Origin of the sequence: Streptomyces axinellae (assembly GCF_039532135.1) — a bacterium.
In the GTDB taxonomy this organism is placed as follows: domain Bacteria; phylum Actinomycetota; class Actinomycetes; order Streptomycetales; family Streptomycetaceae; genus Streptomyces; species Streptomyces axinellae.
The window spans coordinates 160,849-180,446 of record NZ_BAAARJ010000017.1; the positions used below are offsets into that span (position 1 = coordinate 160,849).

At 71.3% G+C, this 19,598-nt stretch carries 13 protein-coding genes and 4 pseudogenes; 10 read left to right on the forward strand and 7 right to left on the reverse strand.

Annotated elements, in window-relative coordinates:
* Nucleotides 1–38: 38 nt before the first annotated feature.
* On the forward strand, nucleotides 39–659 hold the full coding sequence (locus ABD339_RS24450; RefSeq protein ID WP_344568661.1) for a Maf family protein: 621 nt from the start codon (nucleotides 39–41) through the stop codon (nucleotides 657–659).
* Here the strand turns inward: ABD339_RS24450 and ABD339_RS24455 are convergent.
* On the reverse strand, nucleotides 640–1,086 hold the full coding sequence (locus ABD339_RS24455) for a hypothetical protein (protein ID WP_344568662.1): 447 nt from the start codon (nucleotides 1,084–1,086) through the stop codon (nucleotides 640–642). The two genes, ABD339_RS24450 and ABD339_RS24455, sit on opposite strands and share 20 nt — an antisense overlap.
* Nucleotides 1,087–1,615: 529 nt before the next feature.
* On the opposite strand from ABD339_RS24455, the gene ABD339_RS24460 reads away from it, so the two are divergent.
* Together ABD339_RS24460 and ABD339_RS24465 are read left to right on the forward strand one after the other, a co-directional pair.
* Nucleotides 1,616–3,400, forward strand: a complete 1,785-nt coding sequence (locus ABD339_RS24460; RefSeq protein ID WP_344568664.1) for an acetyl/propionyl/methylcrotonyl-CoA carboxylase subunit alpha — start codon at nucleotides 1,616–1,618, stop codon at nucleotides 3,398–3,400.
* A gap of 805 nt (nucleotides 3,401–4,205) precedes the next feature.
* Nucleotides 4,206–7,133 carry an alpha-glucuronidase family glycosyl hydrolase gene (locus tag ABD339_RS24465; RefSeq protein WP_344568665.1) on the forward strand — a complete coding sequence of 976 codons (2,928 nt, stop codon included), beginning with the start codon at nucleotides 4,206–4,208 and terminating at the stop codon, nucleotides 7,131–7,133.
* Between the two features lie 111 nt (nucleotides 7,134–7,244).
* Here ABD339_RS24465 and ABD339_RS24470 read toward each other — a convergent pair whose 3' ends face one another.
* Together ABD339_RS24470 and ABD339_RS24475 are read right to left on the reverse strand one after the other, a co-directional pair.
* Nucleotides 7,245–8,183: a DeoR/GlpR family DNA-binding transcription regulator gene (locus ABD339_RS24470; protein ID WP_425576081.1), complete on the reverse strand. Its 939-nt coding sequence runs from the start codon at nucleotides 8,181–8,183 to the stop codon at nucleotides 7,245–7,247.
* Nucleotides 8,184–8,460: 277 nt separating this feature from the next.
* A complete protein-coding gene (locus ABD339_RS24475; RefSeq protein ID WP_344568667.1) occupies nucleotides 8,461–9,927 on the reverse strand; it encodes an NAD(P)H-quinone dehydrogenase in 1,467 nt (488 codons plus the stop codon).
* Nucleotides 9,928–10,144: 217 nt separating this feature from the next.
* Here ABD339_RS24475 and ABD339_RS24480 point away from each other — a divergent pair, with 217 nt between their 5' ends.
* The 4 genes from ABD339_RS24480 (at nucleotide 10,145) to ABD339_RS24495 (ending at nucleotide 14,562) form a co-directional block, all read left to right on the forward strand.
* Nucleotides 10,145–10,582: a gamma-glutamylcyclotransferase family protein gene (locus tag ABD339_RS24480; protein WP_344568668.1), complete on the forward strand. Its 438-nt coding sequence runs from the start codon at nucleotides 10,145–10,147 to the stop codon at nucleotides 10,580–10,582.
* Nucleotides 10,583–10,846: 264 nt separating this feature from the next.
* Nucleotides 10,847–11,668, forward strand: a complete 822-nt coding sequence (locus ABD339_RS24485; protein ID WP_344568669.1) for a purine-nucleoside phosphorylase — start codon at nucleotides 10,847–10,849, stop codon at nucleotides 11,666–11,668.
* Between the two features lie 209 nt (nucleotides 11,669–11,877).
* Nucleotides 11,878–13,629 carry a phospho-sugar mutase gene (locus tag ABD339_RS24490; RefSeq protein ID WP_344568693.1) on the forward strand — a complete coding sequence of 584 codons (1,752 nt, stop codon included), beginning with the start codon at nucleotides 11,878–11,880 and terminating at the stop codon, nucleotides 13,627–13,629.
* Nucleotides 13,630–13,695: 66 nt separating this feature from the next.
* Nucleotides 13,696–14,562, forward strand: coding sequence for an arylamine N-acetyltransferase family protein (locus tag ABD339_RS24495; protein ID WP_344568670.1), 867 nt, complete (start codon nucleotides 13,696–13,698; stop codon nucleotides 14,560–14,562).
* Here ABD339_RS24495 and ABD339_RS24500 read toward each other — a convergent pair.
* A complete protein-coding gene (locus ABD339_RS24500) occupies nucleotides 14,559–14,957 on the reverse strand; it encodes a VOC family protein (RefSeq protein WP_344568671.1) in 399 nt (132 codons plus the stop codon). The two genes, ABD339_RS24495 and ABD339_RS24500, sit on opposite strands and share 4 nt — an antisense overlap.
* A gap of 191 nt (nucleotides 14,958–15,148) precedes the next feature.
* On the opposite strand from ABD339_RS24500, the gene ABD339_RS24505 reads away from it, so the two are divergent.
* A complete protein-coding gene (locus ABD339_RS24505; RefSeq protein ID WP_344568672.1) occupies nucleotides 15,149–16,282 on the forward strand; it encodes a helix-turn-helix transcriptional regulator in 1,134 nt (377 codons plus the stop codon).
* A 35-nt stretch (nucleotides 16,283–16,317) separates the two neighbouring features.
* Here the strand turns inward: ABD339_RS24505 and ABD339_RS24510 are convergent.
* Nucleotides 16,318–17,086, reverse strand: a pseudogene (locus tag ABD339_RS24510) (transposase).
* Between the two features lie 43 nt (nucleotides 17,087–17,129).
* Nucleotides 17,130–17,711 carry a hypothetical protein gene (locus ABD339_RS24515; RefSeq protein ID WP_344568673.1) on the reverse strand — a complete coding sequence of 194 codons (582 nt, stop codon included), beginning with the start codon at nucleotides 17,709–17,711 and terminating at the stop codon, nucleotides 17,130–17,132.
* Nucleotides 17,712–18,391: 680 nt separating this feature from the next.
* On the opposite strand from ABD339_RS24515, the pseudogene ABD339_RS24520 reads away from it, so the two are divergent.
* Nucleotides 18,392–18,786 (forward strand): annotated as a pseudogene (locus ABD339_RS24520) (transposase family protein); the annotation flags it as partial.
* A 140-nt stretch (nucleotides 18,787–18,926) separates the two neighbouring features.
* A pseudogene (locus ABD339_RS24525) lies at nucleotides 18,927–19,361 on the forward strand (transposase); the annotation flags it as partial.
* On the opposite strand, the pseudogene ABD339_RS24530 reads toward ABD339_RS24525, so the two are convergent.
* A pseudogene (locus ABD339_RS24530) lies at nucleotides 19,349–19,598 on the reverse strand (IS1380 family transposase); the annotation flags it as partial. The pseudogenes ABD339_RS24525 and ABD339_RS24530 overlap by 13 nt on opposite strands.

Below are 19,598 nucleotides of genomic sequence, written 5' to 3' on the forward strand. Positions count from 1 at the left end.
CCGCTCTCCGCGAGAGCCCGGGTCCCTACGATGGCCGCATGAACTCACCGCGCCTCGTGCTCGCCTCCGCCTCCCCCGCCCGTCTCGCGCTGCTCCGCCAGGCCGGCATGGCCCCCGAGGTCGTCGTCAGCGGAGTGGACGAGGACGCCGTCGAGGCGCGCACGCCCGCCGAGCTGGCCAGGGTGCTGGCCGAGGCGAAGGCGACGGCGGTCGCCGGGCGCGACGGGGTGGCCGGGGCGCTCGTCATCGGCTGCGACTCGGTGCTGGAGCTGGACGGGCGGGCGCTGGGCAAGCCCGTGGACGAGGCGGATGCCACGACCCGCTGGAAGGACATGCGGGGCCGCGCGGGCGTGCTGCACACCGGGCACTGCGTGATCGACACCCGGGTGCCGGCCGACTGCGGGGAGCGGGCGGGCCGGCGTTCGGAGACGGCGTCCACGACGGTGCACTTCGGGGAGCCGACAGACGCGGAGATCGCGGCCTACGTCGCATCCGGTGAGCCGCTGCACGTGGCCGGGGCGTTCACTCTCGACGGGCGCTCGGGCCCGTTCGTGGACGGGATCGAGGGGGACCACGGCAATGTGCTGGGCCTCTCGCTGCCCACGCTGCGCAAGATGCTGCGCGAACTGGACGTGGAGATCACCGACTTGTGGGCGTGAGGGGCCCGGCGGCGGGCTTGCCGGCCGTCTCCTCGGCTGCCGCGTACCAGGTCAGCGTCCAGACGACGAGTCCGAGGACGACCATCATGAAGGCGAAGGCGCTCCAGCCGACGAGCCCTATGGAGAAGGCTCCGAGCAGGGCGTGGACGACGGCGCAGCTGATCAGGGCGATGCGGAAGAACCCGTGCGGCCCCCTGTCGCGCAGGGCGGTGCGGGCCAGTATCAGCGCGCAGCCGAGGACATAGCCGCCGACGAGGGCCGCGCCGATCCAGGCGGAGACGGCCATCGCGTGCGGGTCGATGCCCGCCAGGGACATCTCCTGCGCGTCGGCGACCTTCCCCAGGAAGAGATTGAGCAGCACGAGTACGCACGCCTCCAGCGCCAGTACCAGCGCCGCCACGGCCGCCACCGCTCGTCTGCGCCCCACCCCGCCCACCCACTTCCGTCACTTACGCGTCAGCTGCCCCGCGTGCCGTACGAGCCTGCCGCCGCTACGCGACCTGACCGTTTTGCACATTACGTCCCGCCTCGCACCGTCGCCCCTCGCGCGGATCCACTTGCCCCACGTCAAACGACGGGCGGAAGCGGTCACTTGGACGGCCACGTGGACACCGGTCGAGGGTTACTCCTAGTACGGATTTTCGGCAACGCGAACGCTACTTACGGGTATTACCGGGGGCAAGAGGAGAGACGGAAAGCAAAATTTCGTCCACGGGTTCGTAGGGACTCCACAACAAAGCAGCCTCTCAGCCCCCACTCCGCTACAGAGACCTAGCCCACATGCCGGGAGCTGCCAGAAGAGGTGGAAACCCGGCGTACCGTGGGACAACAGGGGGAAGAGCGCTTTCGCGCGACCGGCGGGTGACACTCCGTGTGGGCAAGCTCACCCCCCTTGGCGGCTCGGCGCGAAGTGTCGCCAGTACCTAAACTCAGCTTGTTTCACGGAGGGAGTCATCGTGCGCAAGGTGCTCATCGCCAATCGCGGCGAAATCGCTGTCCGCGTCGCCCGCGCGTGCCGGGATGCGGGGATCGCGAGCGTCGCCGTCTATGCCGAGCCGGACCGGGACGCTCTGCACGTCCGGGTAGCCGACGAGGCGTACGCCCTGGGCGGTGACACCCCGGCGGCGAGCTACCTGGACATGGCCAAGGTGCTGAAGGCCGCCGCCGATTCGGGGGCCGACGCCATCCACCCGGGGTACGGATTCCTGTCCGAGAACTCCGACTTCGCCCAGGCCGTCCTGGACGCGGGGCTCAACTGGATCGGCCCGCCCCCGCAGGCCATCCGCGACCTCGGCGACAAGGTGGCGGCCCGGCACATCGCGCAGCGCGCGGGCGCACCGCTCGTCGCGGGCACCAAGGACCCGGTCTCCGGCGCGGACGAGGTCGTCGCCTTCGCCGAGGAGAACGGGCTGCCCATCGCCATCAAGGCCGCCTTCGGCGGCGGCGGACGCGGCCTGAAGGTCGCCCGCACCCTGGCGGAGGTCCCCGAGCTGTACGACTCGGCGGTGCGCGAGGCGGTCGCCGCCTTCGGGCGCGGCGAGTGCTTCGTCGAGCGCTATCTGGACCGTCCCCGGCACGTGGAGACCCAGTGCCTGGCCGACAAGCACGGCAACGTGGTCGTCGTCTCCACCCGTGACTGCTCGCTCCAGCGCCGCCACCAGAAGCTGGTGGAGGAGGCGCCCGCGCCGTTCCTGAGCGAGGAGCAGAACGCGGAGCTGTACCGCGCCTCCAAGGCGATCTTGCGGGAGGCGGGCTACGAGGGCGCCGGCACCTGCGAGTTCCTCGTCGGCCAGGACGGCACGATCTCCTTCCTGGAGGTCAACACCCGCCTCCAGGTAGAGCACCCGGTGACCGAGGAGGTCGCGGGCCTCGACCTGGTCCGCGAGATGTTCCGCATCGCCGACGGCGAAGAGCTGGGCTACGACGACCCGCCGCTGCGCGGCCACTCCTTCGAGTTCCGCATCAACGGCGAGGACCCGGGCCGCAACTTCCTGCCCGCACCCGGCACCGTCACCAGCTTCGCCCCGCCCACCGGCCCCGGCGTCCGGCTGGACGCGGGCGTGGAGTCCGGCTCGGTCATCGGCCCCGCCTGGGACTCGCTGCTCGCCAAGCTCATCGTCAACGGCGCGACGCGCAAGCAGGCCCTGGAGCGGGCCGCGCGGGCGCTGGACGAGTTCGAGGTGGCCGGGATGGCCACCGCGATCCCCTTCCACCGCACCGTCGTACGCGACGCGGCGTTCGCCCCCGAGATCCACGGCCGCGAGGGCGAGCCGTTCGACGTCCACACCCGGTGGATCGAGACGGAGTTCGTCAACGAGATCCCCGCCTTCTCCGCCGCGCCCTCCGACTCCGAGGCCGACGAGGACGAGAGCACCCGCGAGACGGTCGTCGTCGAGGTCGGCGGCAAGCGGCTGGAGGTCTCCCTCCCCTCGTCGCTGGGCATGCCCCTGGCGCGCGCCGCCGTCGAGGGCGGCGCCCGCAAGCCGCGGCGCAAGGCCGCCAAGAAGTCCGGCTCGGCGGTCTCCGGCGACGCGCTCGCCTCGCCCATGCAGGGCACCATCGTCAAGGTCGCCGTCGAGGAGGGCCAGCGCGTCGAGGAGGGCGAACTCGTCGTCGTCCTGGAGGCGATGAAGATGGAGCAGCCGTTGAACGCGCATCGCGCGGGGACGGTGAAGGACCTCCATGCGGAGATCGGGGCCTCGGTGTCTTCGGGTGCCGTGATCTGCGAGATCAAGGACTGAACCGTCCTTGTGACCTGATCGTGGGACTTCGCCCCTGAGACCTGCTGTTTTGAGGTTGCACCCCGGGTGCGGCACCCCCAGCCTTCGGCCGGGGGTGCCCCCGTGCGTATCCCGCACCTGTAGGTTTCCGGTCCTTTGAGCCCTCTTGCTCGATGAGCGGGCGTCCAATGGTTCAGATGTGGCGTTCAGGGAACATGGGGGCGAGCAAGGGAGGGGAGACGGGGCTTCTAGAGGGGGCGGAGCCCCTGTAGCGGGGGGGGCAGTTGGGTGGGGGTTCCCCGGACGGAGTCTGGGGGAGGAGCCGCCCATGGGGGTGCCCCCGGCCGGAGGCTGGGGGAGCCCGGCCGGCGAGGCCATCGGGGACAGGGGCGAAGCCCCCATAAGAAGCGGGGACCCGGGGCGAAGCCCCAAAAAAGACGGCGCCGCACCCGAGCGCGAGGGTTCAGGGGCGAAGCCCCACTGCGGCACGCCGCTGCCCGACCTCCCGGGGCGCCGCACCTCCGCCTACCCCACATGTTCGCTTTTGAGCGTTGACATAGGCGACCAGGGTTCACGACCACACAATCCGCCCGGGCAGACGGCGCCCGCGGAGGCGGTCAAGCCGCCAGGCTTGTTCACTCGTCTGACGGGATCAACTCCCTTGCGGACAACGGCAGCGAGAATTCCAGGACCTACATGTCCTTTTATGGTCGGTTGTGTTGACCGTTGTCATGATGCATGTGACCGTGGCGGAGCCCGGCCCGCTCCCTCACGCCGCTACCCCGCACTGTTCGTCCGCGTACATCCGTCGACAGAAGTGGGAAACATGAGCCCAGGAACACCCCGCCGCAGCGTCCTGGCCGCGGCTGCCCTCGGGACCACGCTCGGCCCCCTCGCCCTCGCCGCCCCCGCCTCAGCGTCCGCCCCCGTATCCACACCCACATCCACCGCCGGTCTGTCCGGCGAAAGCGGCTACGAGCTGTGGCTGCGCTACCGGCGGGTGGAGGACGCGGGTCAACTCGCCCGCTACCGCGCCGCGTTGGGCCGAGTGGTGCGGCAGGGCGGCGGCGTGCTCCAGCGCTCGGCCGCCGGTGAACTGGCCAGAGGGCTGACCGGCATGCTCGGCACCACAGTGAGCCCGCGGAGAGCCGCGCCGGCGAAAGCCGCGGCGGCGGAGGGCGCGCTGGTGATCGGCACCCCGGACAGCTCCGACCTGATCCGCGCCCTCGTCCCGCCCGCCGACCTCGCGGACCTGGGCGAGGAGGGCTATGTGATCCGCCGTGTCACCAAGCGCGGCAGAACCTGGACGGTGATCGCCGCGCACGCCGACCGCGGGGTGCTCTACGGCGCGTTCCACCTGCTGCGGCTGGTGCAGACCCGGCAGCCGCTGGAGCGCGCCGACCTCGCCGAGTCCCCGGCCGCCCCGCTGCGCATCGCCGACCACTGGGACAACGAGGACGGCTCCATCGAACGCGGCTACGCGGGCCGGTCGTTCTTCCACTGGGACCGGCTGCCGCGGCTCGACGAGCGCTACACCGACTACGCGCGCGCCCTGGCCTCCCTCGGCATCAACGGCGCGGTGATCAACAACGTCAACACCAGCGCCGTCTACCTCAGCGCCCCCTTCCTGGAGAAGCTCGCCGCGCTCGCGGGCGTGCTGCGGCGCTACGGCGTCGCCCTGTACGTCACGGCGAACTTCGCCGCGCCCATCGACCTGGGCGGCCTCAAGACGGCCGACCCCTTCGACACGGGCGTACGCGACTGGTGGGAGGAGAAGGCCGCCGAGATCTACGGGAAGATCGAGGACTTCGGGGGCTTCCTCGTCAAGGCCAACTCCGAGGGCCGGCCCGGGCCGCTGGATTACGGGCGCACGCATGCCGACGGGGCGAACCTGCTCGCACGGGCCCTCAAGCCGCACGGCGGGCTGGTGATGTGGCGGGCCTTCGTGCACGATTCCGACGAGGAGTGGGACCGGCAGGCATACCGCGACTTCGTGCCGCTGGACGGGAAGTTCGAGGACAACGCGGTCGTGCAGATCAAGAACGGGCCGATCGACTTCCAGGTCCGCGAGCCCGCGCACCCGCTCTTCGGCTCCCTGCCGCGCACCAACTCGATGATCGAACTCCAGGTGACGCAGGAGTACACCGGGCACACCACCCACCTGTGCTATCTGGTGCCGCAGTGGAAGGAGTGCCTGGGCTTCGACACCCACAAGGCGGGCAAGGGCAGTACGGTCGAACGGGTCGTGACCGGCCGCGTCCACCCGTACACCCACTACGGCTTCGCCGGGGTCATGAACGTCGGCGATGCCGCCAACTGGACCGGCTCGCACCTGGCCGCCGCCAACACGCACGGCTACGGGCGGCTCTCCTGGAACCCCGGCCTGTCCGCCGCGGACCTGGCGGCCGAATGGACCCGGATGACCTTCGGCAACGACCCCCAGGTCGTGAAAACGGTCTCCGCGCTGCTGCTCGGCTCCTGGCGCACTTACGAGGACTACACCTCGCCGCTGGGCACGGGCTATCTGACCCACCCGCCGGACGGCTCGGTGACGGGGCATCTGGACCCCAGCCCGACGACGACCACGCAGTTCCACAAGTCCGACTCCGAGGGCGTCGGCTTCGACCGTACGGCGGCGAGCGGCGACGGCTACACCGCGCTCTACGCGTCCCCCGTACGCGAGCGCTACGAGTCGCTCGCGGACTGCCCGGAGGAGCTGCTGCTCTTCTTGCACCACGTGCCGTACACGCACCGGCTGGACAACGGCTCGACCGTGATCCAGCACATCTACGACACCCACTTCTCCGGCGCGGCGCGCGTACGGGAGATGCGCGCGGGCTGGGACGCGCTGCGCGGCCGTATCGACCGGCGGCGGCTGACGGAGGTGCGCGACAGGTTCGGCGACCAGATGGCCGCCGCCGACCAGTGGCGGGACACGCTGGCGGCGTACTGGTTCCGGCTGAGCCGGATCCGGGACGAGCGCCGCTCCTGGCTGCAGGCCACCGTCGCTCCGGCCGACACGGTGCTGCTGGGCGGGCAGCGCAACACGCTGCCGGTGGAGGTCGCCAACGCCACCGGGTCCGGGCTGCGCACCGTCACCTCGGTCGAGGTGCCCGACGGCTGGCGGGCCGAGCCGGTCACCCGCTTCGTGGCATCGCGGGAGGCGGCCACGGTGGAGGTGCCCGTCGTGCCCCCGGCCGCACCCGGACTCGCCACGCTCCGGGCGCGGCCGAGGTCGGGCAAGGTGGCGGCGCTCGACTCCTCGCTGCGCGCCGAGGCGAGAGCCGTGGTCACGCCGCCCGCCGCGCGGTGCGTGCACGCGCTGGACGCCGGGACCGCGACGGCCCCGCTGCTGGCGGGCTACACCCGGCTCTCGCCCGCCGACGCCTGGCGCGCGGGAGCGGACTTCGGCTGGGTCGGCACCCCGCCCGACGCCTCCGACAGCGGGCTGCTCGACGTCCTGCGCCGCGACTACGTGCGCCGCGGCGCCCCGGCCGTGCTGCGCCTCCGGCTGCCCGCCGGGCACTGCACCGCGTACCTGCTCACCGGGGACCCCAGCACCTTCACCCGGCCCCTGATCGTCGGCGTGGACGGCGTCGAGAAGGCCCGCGGCGAGCAGCTGGACGGCCGCGCCTTCGCCTGGCTGCGCGTCCCCCTCGGCGGCGGCTCCGCCGGCCGGGAGACGGAACTCGAACTCTCCTCCGAGCCCGGCCGGACGTGGCACCTGGGCGCCTGCGTGGTGCTGGCGGACTGACCCCGCGGGCCCGCCTCCCACGCCCGCCTCCCACGGGGATACGGGGATACCGGGATACCGGGATACCGGGATACCGGGATACCGGGATACGGAGAGGCGAGCGGAGCCCGGCTACCGGCGGCGCGGGGCCAGGTCGGCGACGCGCGGTGCGGGGCCGGAGGCGCGCAGCTGGCCGGGCGTGGGCTGGCCCGCGCCCGGCGGCGGGCTGCCGCCCCGGCGCGGGGCGGGCATGGAGACGTCCCGGCGGCCCCGCTCGGGGGGTGCCGGGCGCGCCTCGGGGAGCGGTTCTGCGCCCGTACCGCCTCCACCGCCGGCCACGGCGACCTGCACCCCGTGGTCGGCCAGGGCCTGAAGCTCCGCTTCCGCCCGGTCGTCGTGCGGGGGCGGCTCGTCGGTGACCAGCCGGGTGATGACGTCGGTGGGGACGGTCTGGAACATCGTGTCGGCGCCGAGCTTGGTGTGGTCGGCCAGGACGACGACCTCGGCGGCGGCCTGCACCAGCGCCCGGTCCACGCTGGCGGAGAGCATGTTGGACGTGGACAGCCCGCGCTCGGCGGTCAGCCCGCTTCCGGACAGGAAGGCGCGGGAGACGCGCAGCCCGTGCAGGGACTGCTCGGCTCCGCTGCCGACCAGCGCGTAGTTGGAGCCGCGCAGGGTGCCTCCGGTCATGACGACCTCGACGCGGTTGGCGTGTGCCAGCGCCTGGGCGACCAGGAGCGAGTTGGTGACGACGGTCAGGCCCGGGACGCGTGCCAGCCGCCGTGCCAGCTCCTGGGTCGTCGTACCGGCGCCGACGACGACGGCCTCGCCCTCGGAGACGAGGCCCGCGGCGAGATCGGCGATGGCCGTCTTCTCCGCGGTGGCTAGGTGGGATTTCTGGGGGAATCCGGACTCCCGGGTGAAGCCCCCCGGGAGGACGGCGCCGCCATGTCGGCGGTCGAGCAGTCCTTCCGCCTCCAGCGCCCGTACGTCACGACGCACGGTCACTTCGGAGGTCTGGACGACGCGGGCCAGCTCACGGAGCGAGACGGCCCCGTTAGCTCGCACCATTTCAAGGATCAGTTGACGACGTTCCGCAGCGAACACGAAACTGACAGTAACCCCAACGACCATCTGCTTTCAGCGGTTTGCGCCGATTAACAGAAGTTGTTCGTACGGCGACCTGCCTTGTGATAAAGGGGATCGGCTTCGGTCATCCCGAGGGGGAAATCGCCCGTCCGGCAGCGCCCGCCACCTCCGGCAGCGCCCGCCCCGAGGCCCCGTGCACCGGCCGCGCACCGGGCCCGACCGGCGCCTGCTCGGCGCTGAACGGGCCGCCCCCGCCCGGTCAGCGGCCCTCGGCGGCCTTGCGGGTGTGCAGTTGGCGGGCCACCTCGGCGATCGAACCCGTCAGCGACGGATACACGGTGAAGGTGTTGGCGATCTGCTCGACGGTCAGGTTGTTGTCCACCGCGATCGAGATCGGATGGATCAGCTCACTGGCCCGCGGCGCCACGACCACCCCGCCGACGATGATGCCCGTGCCCGGGCGGCAGAGCAGCTTCACGAAGCCGTCCCTGATCCCCTGCATCTTGGCCCGCGGGTTGCGCAGCAGCGGCAGCTTGACGACGCGGGCGTCGATGGTGCCGTTGTCCACATCGGCCTGGGTGTAGCCGACCGTGGCGATCTCCGGATCGGTGAAGACGTTCGCCGAGACCGTCTTGAGGTCCAGCGGGTTCACCGAGTCGCCCAGGAAGTGGTACATCGCGATACGCCCCTGCATCGCGGCGACGGAGGCGAGCGCGAAGACCCCGGTGCAGTCGCCCGCCGCGTAGACGCCGGGCGCCGAGGTGCGCGAGACCCGGTCGGTCCAGATGTGGCCCGACTCCTTCAGCTTGACGCCGGCCTCCTCCAGGCCCATGTCGGCGGTGTTCGGAATGGCACCGACCGCGACCAGACAGTGCGAACCGGTGATCGTCCGGCCGTCCTGCAAGGTGACCTCGACGCCTTCCTTCCCGTCCGGCCCGGCGGGCACCACCTTCGCGGAGGCGGCGCGCGAGCGGCTCATCACGTTCATGCCGCGGCGGCGGAAGACGTCCTCCAGGACGGCCGCCGCGTCGGGGTCCTCACCGGGCAGCACGCGGTCGCGGGAGGAGACGAGGGTGACCTGGGAGCCGAGCGCCTGGTAGGCACCGGCGAACTCGGCGCCGGTCACGCCGGAGCCGACCACGATCAGCTCCTCGGGCGACGCCTCAAGGTCGTACAGCTGCGTCCAGTTCAAGATCCGCTTGCCGTCGGGCAGGGCGTCGGGGATCTCGCGCGGGTGACCGCCGGTCGCGATCAGTACGGCGTCCGCCGTCAGCCGCTCCTGGCTGGAATCGGCCGCCGTGACCGTCACTACGCGTGACCCGTCGGTGGCCTGTCCGGGCTCCAGCCGCCCGCGCCCGCGCATCACCCGGCCACCCGCGCGGGTGACGGAGGCGGTGATGTCGTGGGACTGCGCGAGGGCGAGACGCTTGACGCGGCGGTTGACCCTGCCGAGGTCCACCCCCACCACGCGGGCCGGGTCGTCGGGGTCGTGCGTGGTGTCCTCGACCCGGATGCCCAGCTCCTCGTACGAGGAGTCGAAGTTGGTCATCACCTCGGCGGTGGCGATGAGCGTCTTGGACGGCACGCAGTCGGTGAGCACCGAGGCGCCGCCGAGGCCGTCGCAGTCGACGACCGTCACCTCCGCGCCCAGCTGCGCCGCGACCAGCGCAGCCTCGTATCCGCCAGGTCCGCCACCGATGATCACGATCCGAGTCACATACTCCATTGTCCCGTACGCTCCCATCCCCCACCCGGCGGGGTCCCGCCCGGCAGGGCAGCCGCCCCCCGGCGCGCTCGGCCCGCGGACGGCGGCGGGCCCGGCGCGGGCGCCCCCGGGCCGGGGCACGGCCGGGCGACGGGCGGCCACCAGGGCGTCCGCGGCAGCACAGCACACCCGAACGGGCCCGCTGAAGGGCGCGGCCCACTCCCGTACCCTCGACCGCATGTCGCTCTACGCCGCGTACGCCGGCAACCTCGACGCGCGGCTCATGGCGCGCCGCGCCCCGCACTCCCCCATGCGCGTCACCGGCTGGATCACCGACTGGCGGCTCACCTTCGGCGGCGAGCACATGGGGTGGGACGGCGCCCTGGCCACCATCGTCGAGGCCCCCCGCTCCCAGATCTTCGTGGCGCTGTACGACATCGCGCCCATGGACGAGGACTCCATGGACCGCTGGGAGGGCGTCGGCCTGGACATCTACCGGCGCATGCGGGTGCGCGTGCACACCCTCGACGGCGAGGAGGCCGCCTGGTGCTATGTCCTCAACGGCTATGAGGGCGGGCTGCCCTCCGCCCGCTACCTCGCGGACATCGCCGACGCCGCCGAGTCCGCGGGGGCGCCGCACGACTATGTGACCGAGCTGCGGAAGCGGCCTTGCTGATTGCTGTTTGCTGACGCTTCTTTGGGGGGTTGCGGCCGGGCGGGGTTTTGCGCTCCCCTTTCTGGTGCTGAGCGTTGGTCTGCCGCCAGGCGCTGAGCAGAGGGCGCCCCTGTCCGTGCTTGGCAGGCCGCGCGTGCGTGTGAGCCGACCGCGCAGTTCCCCGCGCCCCTTCGGGGCTCCGTTCCTTTGGGGTTCCGCCCCTTTGTGCGGGCTGGATTCACCACGGCTCTACGCGCGTAGGCGAAGACGGGCTACCCTCGTCGCGTGAACGCAACCGACAGCACGCACACCCCCGATGACCCGTACCGTTCCGCCGGCAAGGCCGCAGCGCGACTGCGGGAGCTGACCGGGGCCGACAGCCATGACGTGGCCCTCGTGATGGGCTCGGGCTGGGTCCCCGCGGCGGACACGCTCGGCGCGCCCGAGCACGAGTTCCCCTTCACCGAGCTGCCCGGCTTCCCCCCGCCCACCGCGGTCGGCCACGCGGGCATGTTCCGCTCGCACAGCCTCGGCGACAAGCGCGCGCTGGTCTACCTGGGCCGCAACCACTACTACGAGAACCGGGACGTGGCCTCGGTCGCGCACGGCGTGCGCACGGCGGTCGCGGCCGGCTGCAAGACGATAGTCCTGACCAACGGCTGCGGCGGGCTGCGCGAGGGCATGCAGCCGGGCCAGCCGGTCCTCATCAGCGACCACATCAACCTCACCGCCACCTCCCCCATCGTCGGCGCCAACTTCGTCGATCTCACCGACCTCTACTCGCCGCGGCTGCGCGCCCTGTGCAAGGAGATCGACCCGACGCTCGAAGAAGGCGTCTACGTCCAGTTCCCCGGGCCGCATTACGAGACCCCGGCCGAAATCGGTTTCGTCCGCGCCATCGGCGGTGACCTGGTCGGCATGTCCACCACGCTGGAGGCCATCGCGGCGCGCGAGGCGGGCGCCGAGGTGCTGGGCGTCTCGCTGGTCACCAACCTCGCCGCCGGCATGACCGGGGAGCCCCTCAACCACGAGGAGGTCCTCCAGGCCGGGCGCGACTCCGCCGCACGCATGGGCTCACTCCTCGCCCAGGTGCTGCACCGGCTCTGAGCCCGGATCCTGGGTACGGGCCCCCGGCCCGCGCCGGGTCCGGCCGACCCGTTCGCCCCAGCCGCTCGATCGACCCGCCCCCTCCACCTCATCCGACCGACCGCCCGAAAGGCAGGACAGGAACCGTGCGCGACGACCTGACCGCTCCCACGGAGGCCCCCGCGACCGGGGCCGGCCCCGCGTCCGAGCAGGGGGCGCCACCCGACGAGCTGCGCGAGCGGGCCCGTGCCTGGCAGGCGGAGGACCCGGATCCGGAGACCCGTGACGAGCTGGCCGCACTCCTCGACGCCGGAACCGCCGAAGCGGACCACGAGCTGCGCGACCGCTTCTCGGGCACCCTCCGGTTCGGTACGGCCGGGCTGCGCGGGGAGCTGGGCGCCGGCCCGATGCGGATGAACCGCGCGGTGGTCATCCGCGCCGCCGCCGGGATCGCCGCGTACCTGCGGGCGGACGAGCCCGCGCGCGCTGCCTCCACGGCGGCGGGGGACGGCGCCGCGCCGCTGGTCGTGGTCGGATACGACGCGCGGCACAAGAGCGCCGACTTCGCGCGGGACACCGCCGCCGTGATGACCGGCGCGGGCCTGCGCGCGGCCGTGCTCCCCGGGCCGCTGCCGACCCCCGTACTCGCCTACGCCGTACGGCATCTGGACGCCGCCGCCGGGATCATGGTGACGGCCAGTCACAATCCGCCGCGCGACAACGGCTACAAGGTCTACCTCGGCGACGGTCTCCAGATCGTGCCTCCCGCGGACGCCGACATCGCGGCCCGTATCGCGGCCGTCGGCCCGCTGGACGGGGTGCCGAGGCCCGAGGCGGGCTGGCGGACGCTGGGCGAGGACGTGCTGGACGCCTACCTCGCGCGCAGCGGCGCGGTACTGACGGAGGGCTCCTCGCGCGCGGTCCGCGTCGTCCACACGGCGATGCACGGGGTGGGCGACCGCACGGCGCGGCTCGCCTTCGAACGCGCGGGCTTCCCCACCCCCGTCCCGGTGCCCGAACAGGCCGAGCCCGACCCCGACTTCTCCACCGTCGCCTTCCCCAACCCGGAGGAGCCCGGCGCGATGGACCTCGCCTTCGCGACGGCCAGGACCTGGGCCCGGGAGCACGGCGAGGCGCCCGACCTGATCATCGCCAACGACCCGGACGCCGACCGCTGCGGCGTCGCCGTACCGGACGCGGAGGCCGAGGCCGGCTGGCGGATGCTGCGCGGCGACCAGGTCGGCGCGCTGCTGGCCACCCACCTGATCCACAAGCGGGCCAGGGGCACCTTCGCCACCACGATCGTCTCCTCCTCGCTGCTGTCGCGGATCGCCGCCGCCGCGGACCTGCCCTACGAGGAGACGCTGACCGGCTTCAAGTGGCTGGCCCGCGTGGAGAATCTGCGCTACGGCTACGAGGAGGCGCTGGGGTACTGCGTCGATCCGGAGGGCGTCCGCGACAAGGACGGCATCACCGCCGCGCTGCTCGTCGCCGAGCTGGCGGCCGAGCTGAAGCAGGCCGGGCGCACGCTGTCCGAACTGCTGGACGACCTCGATGTGGAGTACGGGGTCCACGCCACCGACCAGCTCTCGGTGCGCGTGGAGGACCTCTCGCTCATCTCCCGCGCGATGGTGCGGCTGCGCGCCGAGCCGCCGCGGACACTGGGCGGGCTGCGCGTCGCGAAGGCCGAGGACCTCGGCCAGGGCACGGACGCCCTGCCCCCGACCGACGGCCTGCGCTACCACCTCGCGGGGCCGGGCCCGGACTCCGGAACCGAGGACGGGGACGGGGACGCGCCCGGGGGCGGGATCGGGGGCGGCCGGGTCATCGTGCGGCCCAGCGGTACCGAGCCGAAGCTCAAGTGCTACCTGGAGGTCGTCGCCCCGGTGAGCGGCCTCGCCGGACTCGCCCCCGCACGGGCCCGCGCCGCCGCCGTACTGAGCCGTATCAAGGAAGATCTGAACACGGCGGCCGGTTTCTGAGAGCCGGAACGGATTCACGCAAGCCGAGAGAGCCGGGACGGATTCTGGGGAGCGGAGAGGAACCACATGTGGAGCGGTGAGCGGCTCGACCTGGACGCCTACCTGGCGCGACTGGGATACGAGGGGGAGCGCGTGCCCACGCTGGAGACGCTGCGCGCGCTCCACCGCGCCCATGTGCTGTCCGTGCGCTGGGACAACCTGGACAGCCTGCTGCGCCAGTCGGTCTCCCTGGACCTGGAGGACCTCCAGGACAAGCTGGTGCGCCGCACCCGGGGCGGCTACTGCTTCGAGCACGCCGTGCTCTACGCGGCTGCCCTGGAGCGCATCGGCTTCCGCTTCACCGCCGTATCGGGGCGGGTGCGGCTGGGCGCGGAGACGATCCTCCCGGCGACCCACGGGATGCTGCTCGTCGAACTCGACAGGCGGCGCTGGCTGAGCGACATCGGCTTCGGCGCGAGCCCGCTCGCCCCCATCGAACTGGTGGAGGGCGCGGCGGGCAACGAGGTCACCGTCGAGGGGTGGCCCTTCTGGCTGCGCCGCCAGGAGGTCACCCCGGGCGCCGACGGCTGGGCCCTCCACCACGGCGACGGCCACGGCGGCTGGGTGCTGCGCCACACCTTCACCGAGAACCCCCAGTACCCCGTGGACTACGAGCTGGCCAACCACTACGTCGCCACCGGCGCGCACTCCCCGTTCAACCGCCGCCCCTTCATCCAGCGCCTGCGCGCCGACCGGGTCGATCAGCTCGACACCCTGACCTGGACGACGGCCGGCCCCGCACACCCGGAGCCGTACGCGAAGCGTGAACTGGAGCCGCACGAGCTGCCCGGACTGCTCCGTGACACCTTCGGCATCGAACTGACGCCGCAGGAAGCGGAATCGCTGGTGAGCCACGAAAGCGTCAGCGGGGGCGACACGAGCCCCAGCGGCTAGCGGGCCTGCCGCTGGAGGGCCTCGGGCGTGACGGGCGTGAAGAAGTTGACCAGATTCCCGTCGGGGTCACGGAGGAGGAGAGAGCGGTTGCCCCACGGCATCGTCGTCGGCTCCTGGACGAACTCGCACCCCGCCGCCGTCAGCCGCCGGTGTTCCGCATCGACGTCCGCGACGCGGAATTCGATGATCGCCGAATGGTTGGCGGCCGGCCGGGCGGAACCGGCGCCGAAGAGGGCCACGGTGCGGGTGGCGCCGATCGCCAGGGTGCACGAGGGCGTCACGAGTTCGGCGAACTCGGGCGTCGCCCACCGCGCCGGGACGGCTGTGACCTGCTCGTAGAACGCGACGAGGCGGGCGACGTCGTCGGTGATCACGCGGAGCGAAACGAAGTTCATGAGTGGCTTTCTTTCTGCTCTGGGGGCCTGCCGCGCCCCGGTCGGCTGGTTCCGACCGGCGGCCGGATCGGCTGTGCCGGCGGCCGGTGCCGGGAACCCGTGCCGGAGACCGGTGCCGGTCCGGGGCGCTTTCTCACACGCTAGAACGGATACCGGACAGGATCCGCCCGGTATCGCGGCAGAATGGGTGGGTGACCTCCCCCACCGCCCGCGTCCTCGCCCTCCTGGAGATCCTTCAGAGCGGCGGCGGGCTCCGCACCGTCCCGGATCTGGCCGCATCCCTCGACGTCGATGAGCGCACCGTCCGCCGCTACCTCGGCCACCTGCTGGACCTCGGCGTGCCCGTCGAGTCGGTGCGGGGCCGCTACGGCGGCTACCGGCTCGCGCCCGGCTACCGGATGCCCCCGCTGATGCTCACCGACGACGAGGCCCTGGCCGTACTGCTCGGGCTCCTGGCCGGGCGCCGTGCCGGTCTGGTCACCACGTCCGTGGCGGCGGGCGAGAGCGCCACGGCGAAACTGCGGCGCGTGCTCCCCCGGCGCCTGGGACAGCGGCTGGACGCGCTGCTGGAGACGACCGGCTTCACCGGCGCGCCGGGCCCGCGCCCCCCATCAGCGGACGCGGGTCCGAGTGCGGGGAGGGGTGCGGGTTCGGGCACGGGGGCAGGCGCGGGTACGGGGACGGATCGCGGCGCGGGCGCGGGCGGTGCCCCCAGTACGCCGGAGGCGGAGGTGCTGCTCGAACTCGCCGAGGCCGCCCGCCTGCGGCGGCCGGTGGCGCTCACCTACCGCGACCGCAAGGGCCGCGTCAGCGAGCGCACCGCCTTGCCCTACGGCCTCGTGGCGCACGCCGGACGCTGGTATCTCACCGCCGCGGGCGCGCCCGGCGAGGAAGTGCGCACCTTCCGGCTGGACCGGATCACCGCGCTGAGCGTCCAGCCCGGCTCGTTCGCCGTCCCGGCGGACTTCGACCCGGTGGCCGCGGTGCTGGACAGCCTGGCCCGTACGCCCTGGGCCCACGAGGTCTCGCTGCGCGTCCAGGCCGACGCCGCGCACATCCGCCGCCACCTCCCGCCCGACCTCGCGACCTTGTCCCCGCTGCCCGATGCCGCTACGGGGCACGACGAGAACGCTCCGGCGCACGAGGCAGCTGCGCGCGCCGGGGTCCGGGACGAGTGGATCCGCGTCCGGATGAGGGCCGAGCGGCTGGAGTGGATCCCGGCCGTACTCGCCGCGCTGGACCGCCCGTTCGTCATCGAACAGCCCCCGGCCCTGGGCAGCCTGGTCCGGGCCCTGGCCCGCCGCCTGGCCGAGCACGCTAGATGATCTACGACGTGTGCGCTGACCTGCTTGTTCCTTCGTCACCCGGCGAGGGTGAGGTTGTGCAGGCGGGCAATGCCGAGTATCGCGTGGTGGACGCCGTCACCTTTGAGGCGGCAGTCGCGGAGGATTTTCCAGGTCTTCATGCTGGCGAAGGCGTGCTCGACGCGGGCGCGGACCTTGCGGTGCGAGGTGTTGTGTTCCTCTTTCCACGGCTCCAGTTCGCTCTGGCCGGGTTCGCGGCGGTGCGGAATGACCAGGCCGGTGCCCCGGTAGCCGCCGTCCGCGATAACCGTGGTCCTGCCGACGGCGGCCCTCGCACCGGACAGCTCCCACGCCTTGCAGTCGTTACGGTTGCGGGCAACGGACGGCCGACCGCAACGACCAGCCGGGTGTCCGCGTCGATGACGACCTGGTGGTTGGTGGAGTACCGGTAGTTCTTCGACTGTTCGGCGACGCTGTGGTCGCGGGTGGGGACCAGGGTGCCGTCGACGATCAGCACGGCGTCCTTGCGGAACCGCTTGCGTTGCTGGAGGGCGAGCGACGGCCCGAGGTGGTCGATGATGCGATCGGCCGCAGACTTCGACACCCCGAAGAGCGGCGCCAGTTGCCGCAGGGTCAGGTTCGTGCGCCAGTACGCGGCGACCAGCAGGACGCGGTCCTCCAGCGGCAGACTCCACGGCCGGCCCTTGCGCACCGGATCCGCACCCTCGCGCCGGAGCGCGGTGATCAGCTTGCCGAACTGACGCGGGCTCAACCCGCTGAACGGGTTATCCAGGAGGGCTGCGACGCCGTGATCACACCAGACACGACAAGATCATCTCACCGCTGACCAGCAGTTACAGGACAGGTCTTAGCTCATACTGGGCCCGTGGCCGGGGCCTTTCTTCGGACCTTGCGTCTCCCACGGCCTTTGGCCGACAGGCGTGTTTGCAGAGGGCCGCAGTGCGCTCGGTTGCTGACCAGAAGGATTTGGGGTCAAGTTGCGCGCCGCTTCTCCAACGGACGGTTGCCCGGCCTGCTGATTTCTTTGAAACAAGTTTTCCTTAGCCTGGCGGAAGTACTTCTCGTCCGGCCTAGAATCATATTTCTCGCTGTAGGGCGCCTGCTTCAAGAGAGCCTCCTGGTAGACACTCATGGCCCGGTCCCTAAGATCCTCCCGGCTGGCAGCCGGGGCCACCGCACTCGCGTTATACGCCAAAATCGCGTCGTGCGCCTGATTCCACTTCCGCTTCAGATCGCCAGCGTCCTCCATTCGATCAAATTCGTGCTCGCCATCATCGCTCAAGTTGTAAGCTTTGATGGCGACTTTCTCCTCATCCCGGGCCCACTCCTTGTAGCCTTCCGCACGCCAGGCCGAGGGCGGTTCTTCTGCGTAACGAGCGTTTAGAGAGTTAGTCTTCAGGAGATTACGCCGCATATCATCACTGGGCATTTTCGAATCAACCCTTCTGTACCCGTACTGGTGTCGATGTGGAGTTTCCGTATCCGGGGTTTTAGCCCGCGGGCTGCCCTGCCCGCACCCTCCGTCCGCCCAAGCGGTTGGAAGTGCGGAACCGGAGATTTCCCCCTCAAGGACAGCAACGGACGGGCGCCACAAATAGTTCAAACGGCGCCCCTCCCACTCTCCGTGCCCGTGTCGGCAGGCGCCCGTTTTCGCAGGCCGGGTCGTATCGCCGGGGCCGGGGCGGAGCAGGGGCGCGCTGTCTGTGCCCGTACTACGAGCGCGGGCTGTTGGAGCGGTACGCAGAGTTCTTCCGGGGCCAGTCGGCTTCCGGTGCCGCACCTACGCGGCCCGCCCGGTCCAGGCCCGGGCTGCGCGGCCTCATGTGGGGCCTGCTCATCCGAGCAGTTGCCTGAGCGCCGATCACCAGGGGGCGGCGTAACTTTTCGATCAGTTCCGGAAGTTGAGGGGCAAGCGCGGCGTTCCGAAGCTATGTGCGGTTACGTTGGTGCTTGTCTCGTCGCCCATCTGCAATGAGACGGCCCCCGAACGGTGCAACAACACCGCGTCGAGGGCCTACACCGCCAGTGAACCTCTTTCATCCTGTGCCGTAGGGGTGAAATGGGCTGGTCAGCGAGGGCGGTGACATGGCAGAGCCCCTCGTCGTCGACGTGGTGATCTTACTCATCACACCGGTAACCGAGGGGCTCCGTTGGTTTCATATCCTTCCATGCTCGACGTCCCGCATGAGCTGGTCGAGCATGTCTCCTGGCTCATCTACGCCCGAAGGCGTGAACTGAACTCGACGTGGCGCACGCTCTGTTGCTTCCACCAGGCCCTCCTCGCCCTGGCACACCTGCGCAAGAACGAGACGTTCGCCCAGCTCGCGGCCGGGTTCGAGATCTCGGAGGCGACTGCATGGCGGTACGTGGACGAGACCATCGACGTCCTGGCCAGCTGGGCACCCGGACTGCGCGAAGCCCAGGCCGGCCTGGGCGAGGGCGACTTCGTCATCGTCGACGGCACGCTCATCCCGATCGACCGCGTCGCCACCGATGAGCCGTACTAACTTGATCTTTAAGGTCGGGGGTCGAATGCGTCCTCGAACTTGATCACTCGCGGTGGTAACTCCCTTACAAGCAGGCGGCCTTCGGCTGATCATGTGCTCCGACCAAGGACACACAAGTTCAGCACGAAGGCCGTGGGATGAGTCTGTTGCACAACACTGCAGTGGTGGGGCCGTTCGCGGAACTGTCACGCTTCCGGGGCGAGTTCTACTCGTGTCTGACCTCTCGTGCGGATGCCCTGTTCGAGCTGGCGGATGCAGTGTTGTGTGCGGATGGCCCGGTCAGGTCGCTGGTCGAGCTGTCGCTGGTGGGCGAGCATCGCCGTGGGCACGGCAGTCTGTACTCCGCTGTGCCGACGGGGCGGGTGGACGTGTCCCGGCTGCGGCGGGCCCTGGCATCGGTCCCGCTGCCCAGGGCGGCCGACGGCCGTCTGGTGCCGGCCGCCGACATCACCTGCTGGCTGCGGCCGGATGCGCACACCTCGCCTGAGCGGATCTTGTGTCACACCTACGGTCGCGGCAAGGACCAGCACATTCCCGTTCCGGGCTGGCCGTACTCGGTGATCTGCTCGATGACGGCGTGGTGGCGGTGTTCCTGCTCTGCCTGGAGTGTCGGGGCGGGGTTGTCGGTGAAGAAGGGGTGGTGGCGCCAGACCGGGAACAGTTCGCCCTGCTCGCCGATGACGGCGGGTCTGGCCAGGTCACGGACCCGGCGCACGATGAGGCGGGCCGTGACGCGATCTGCTTTCTTGCGGCCGGCGAACGCGGTGTAGGCGGGGATCTCGGCGACCTCGGCATTGGAGATGAGCTCG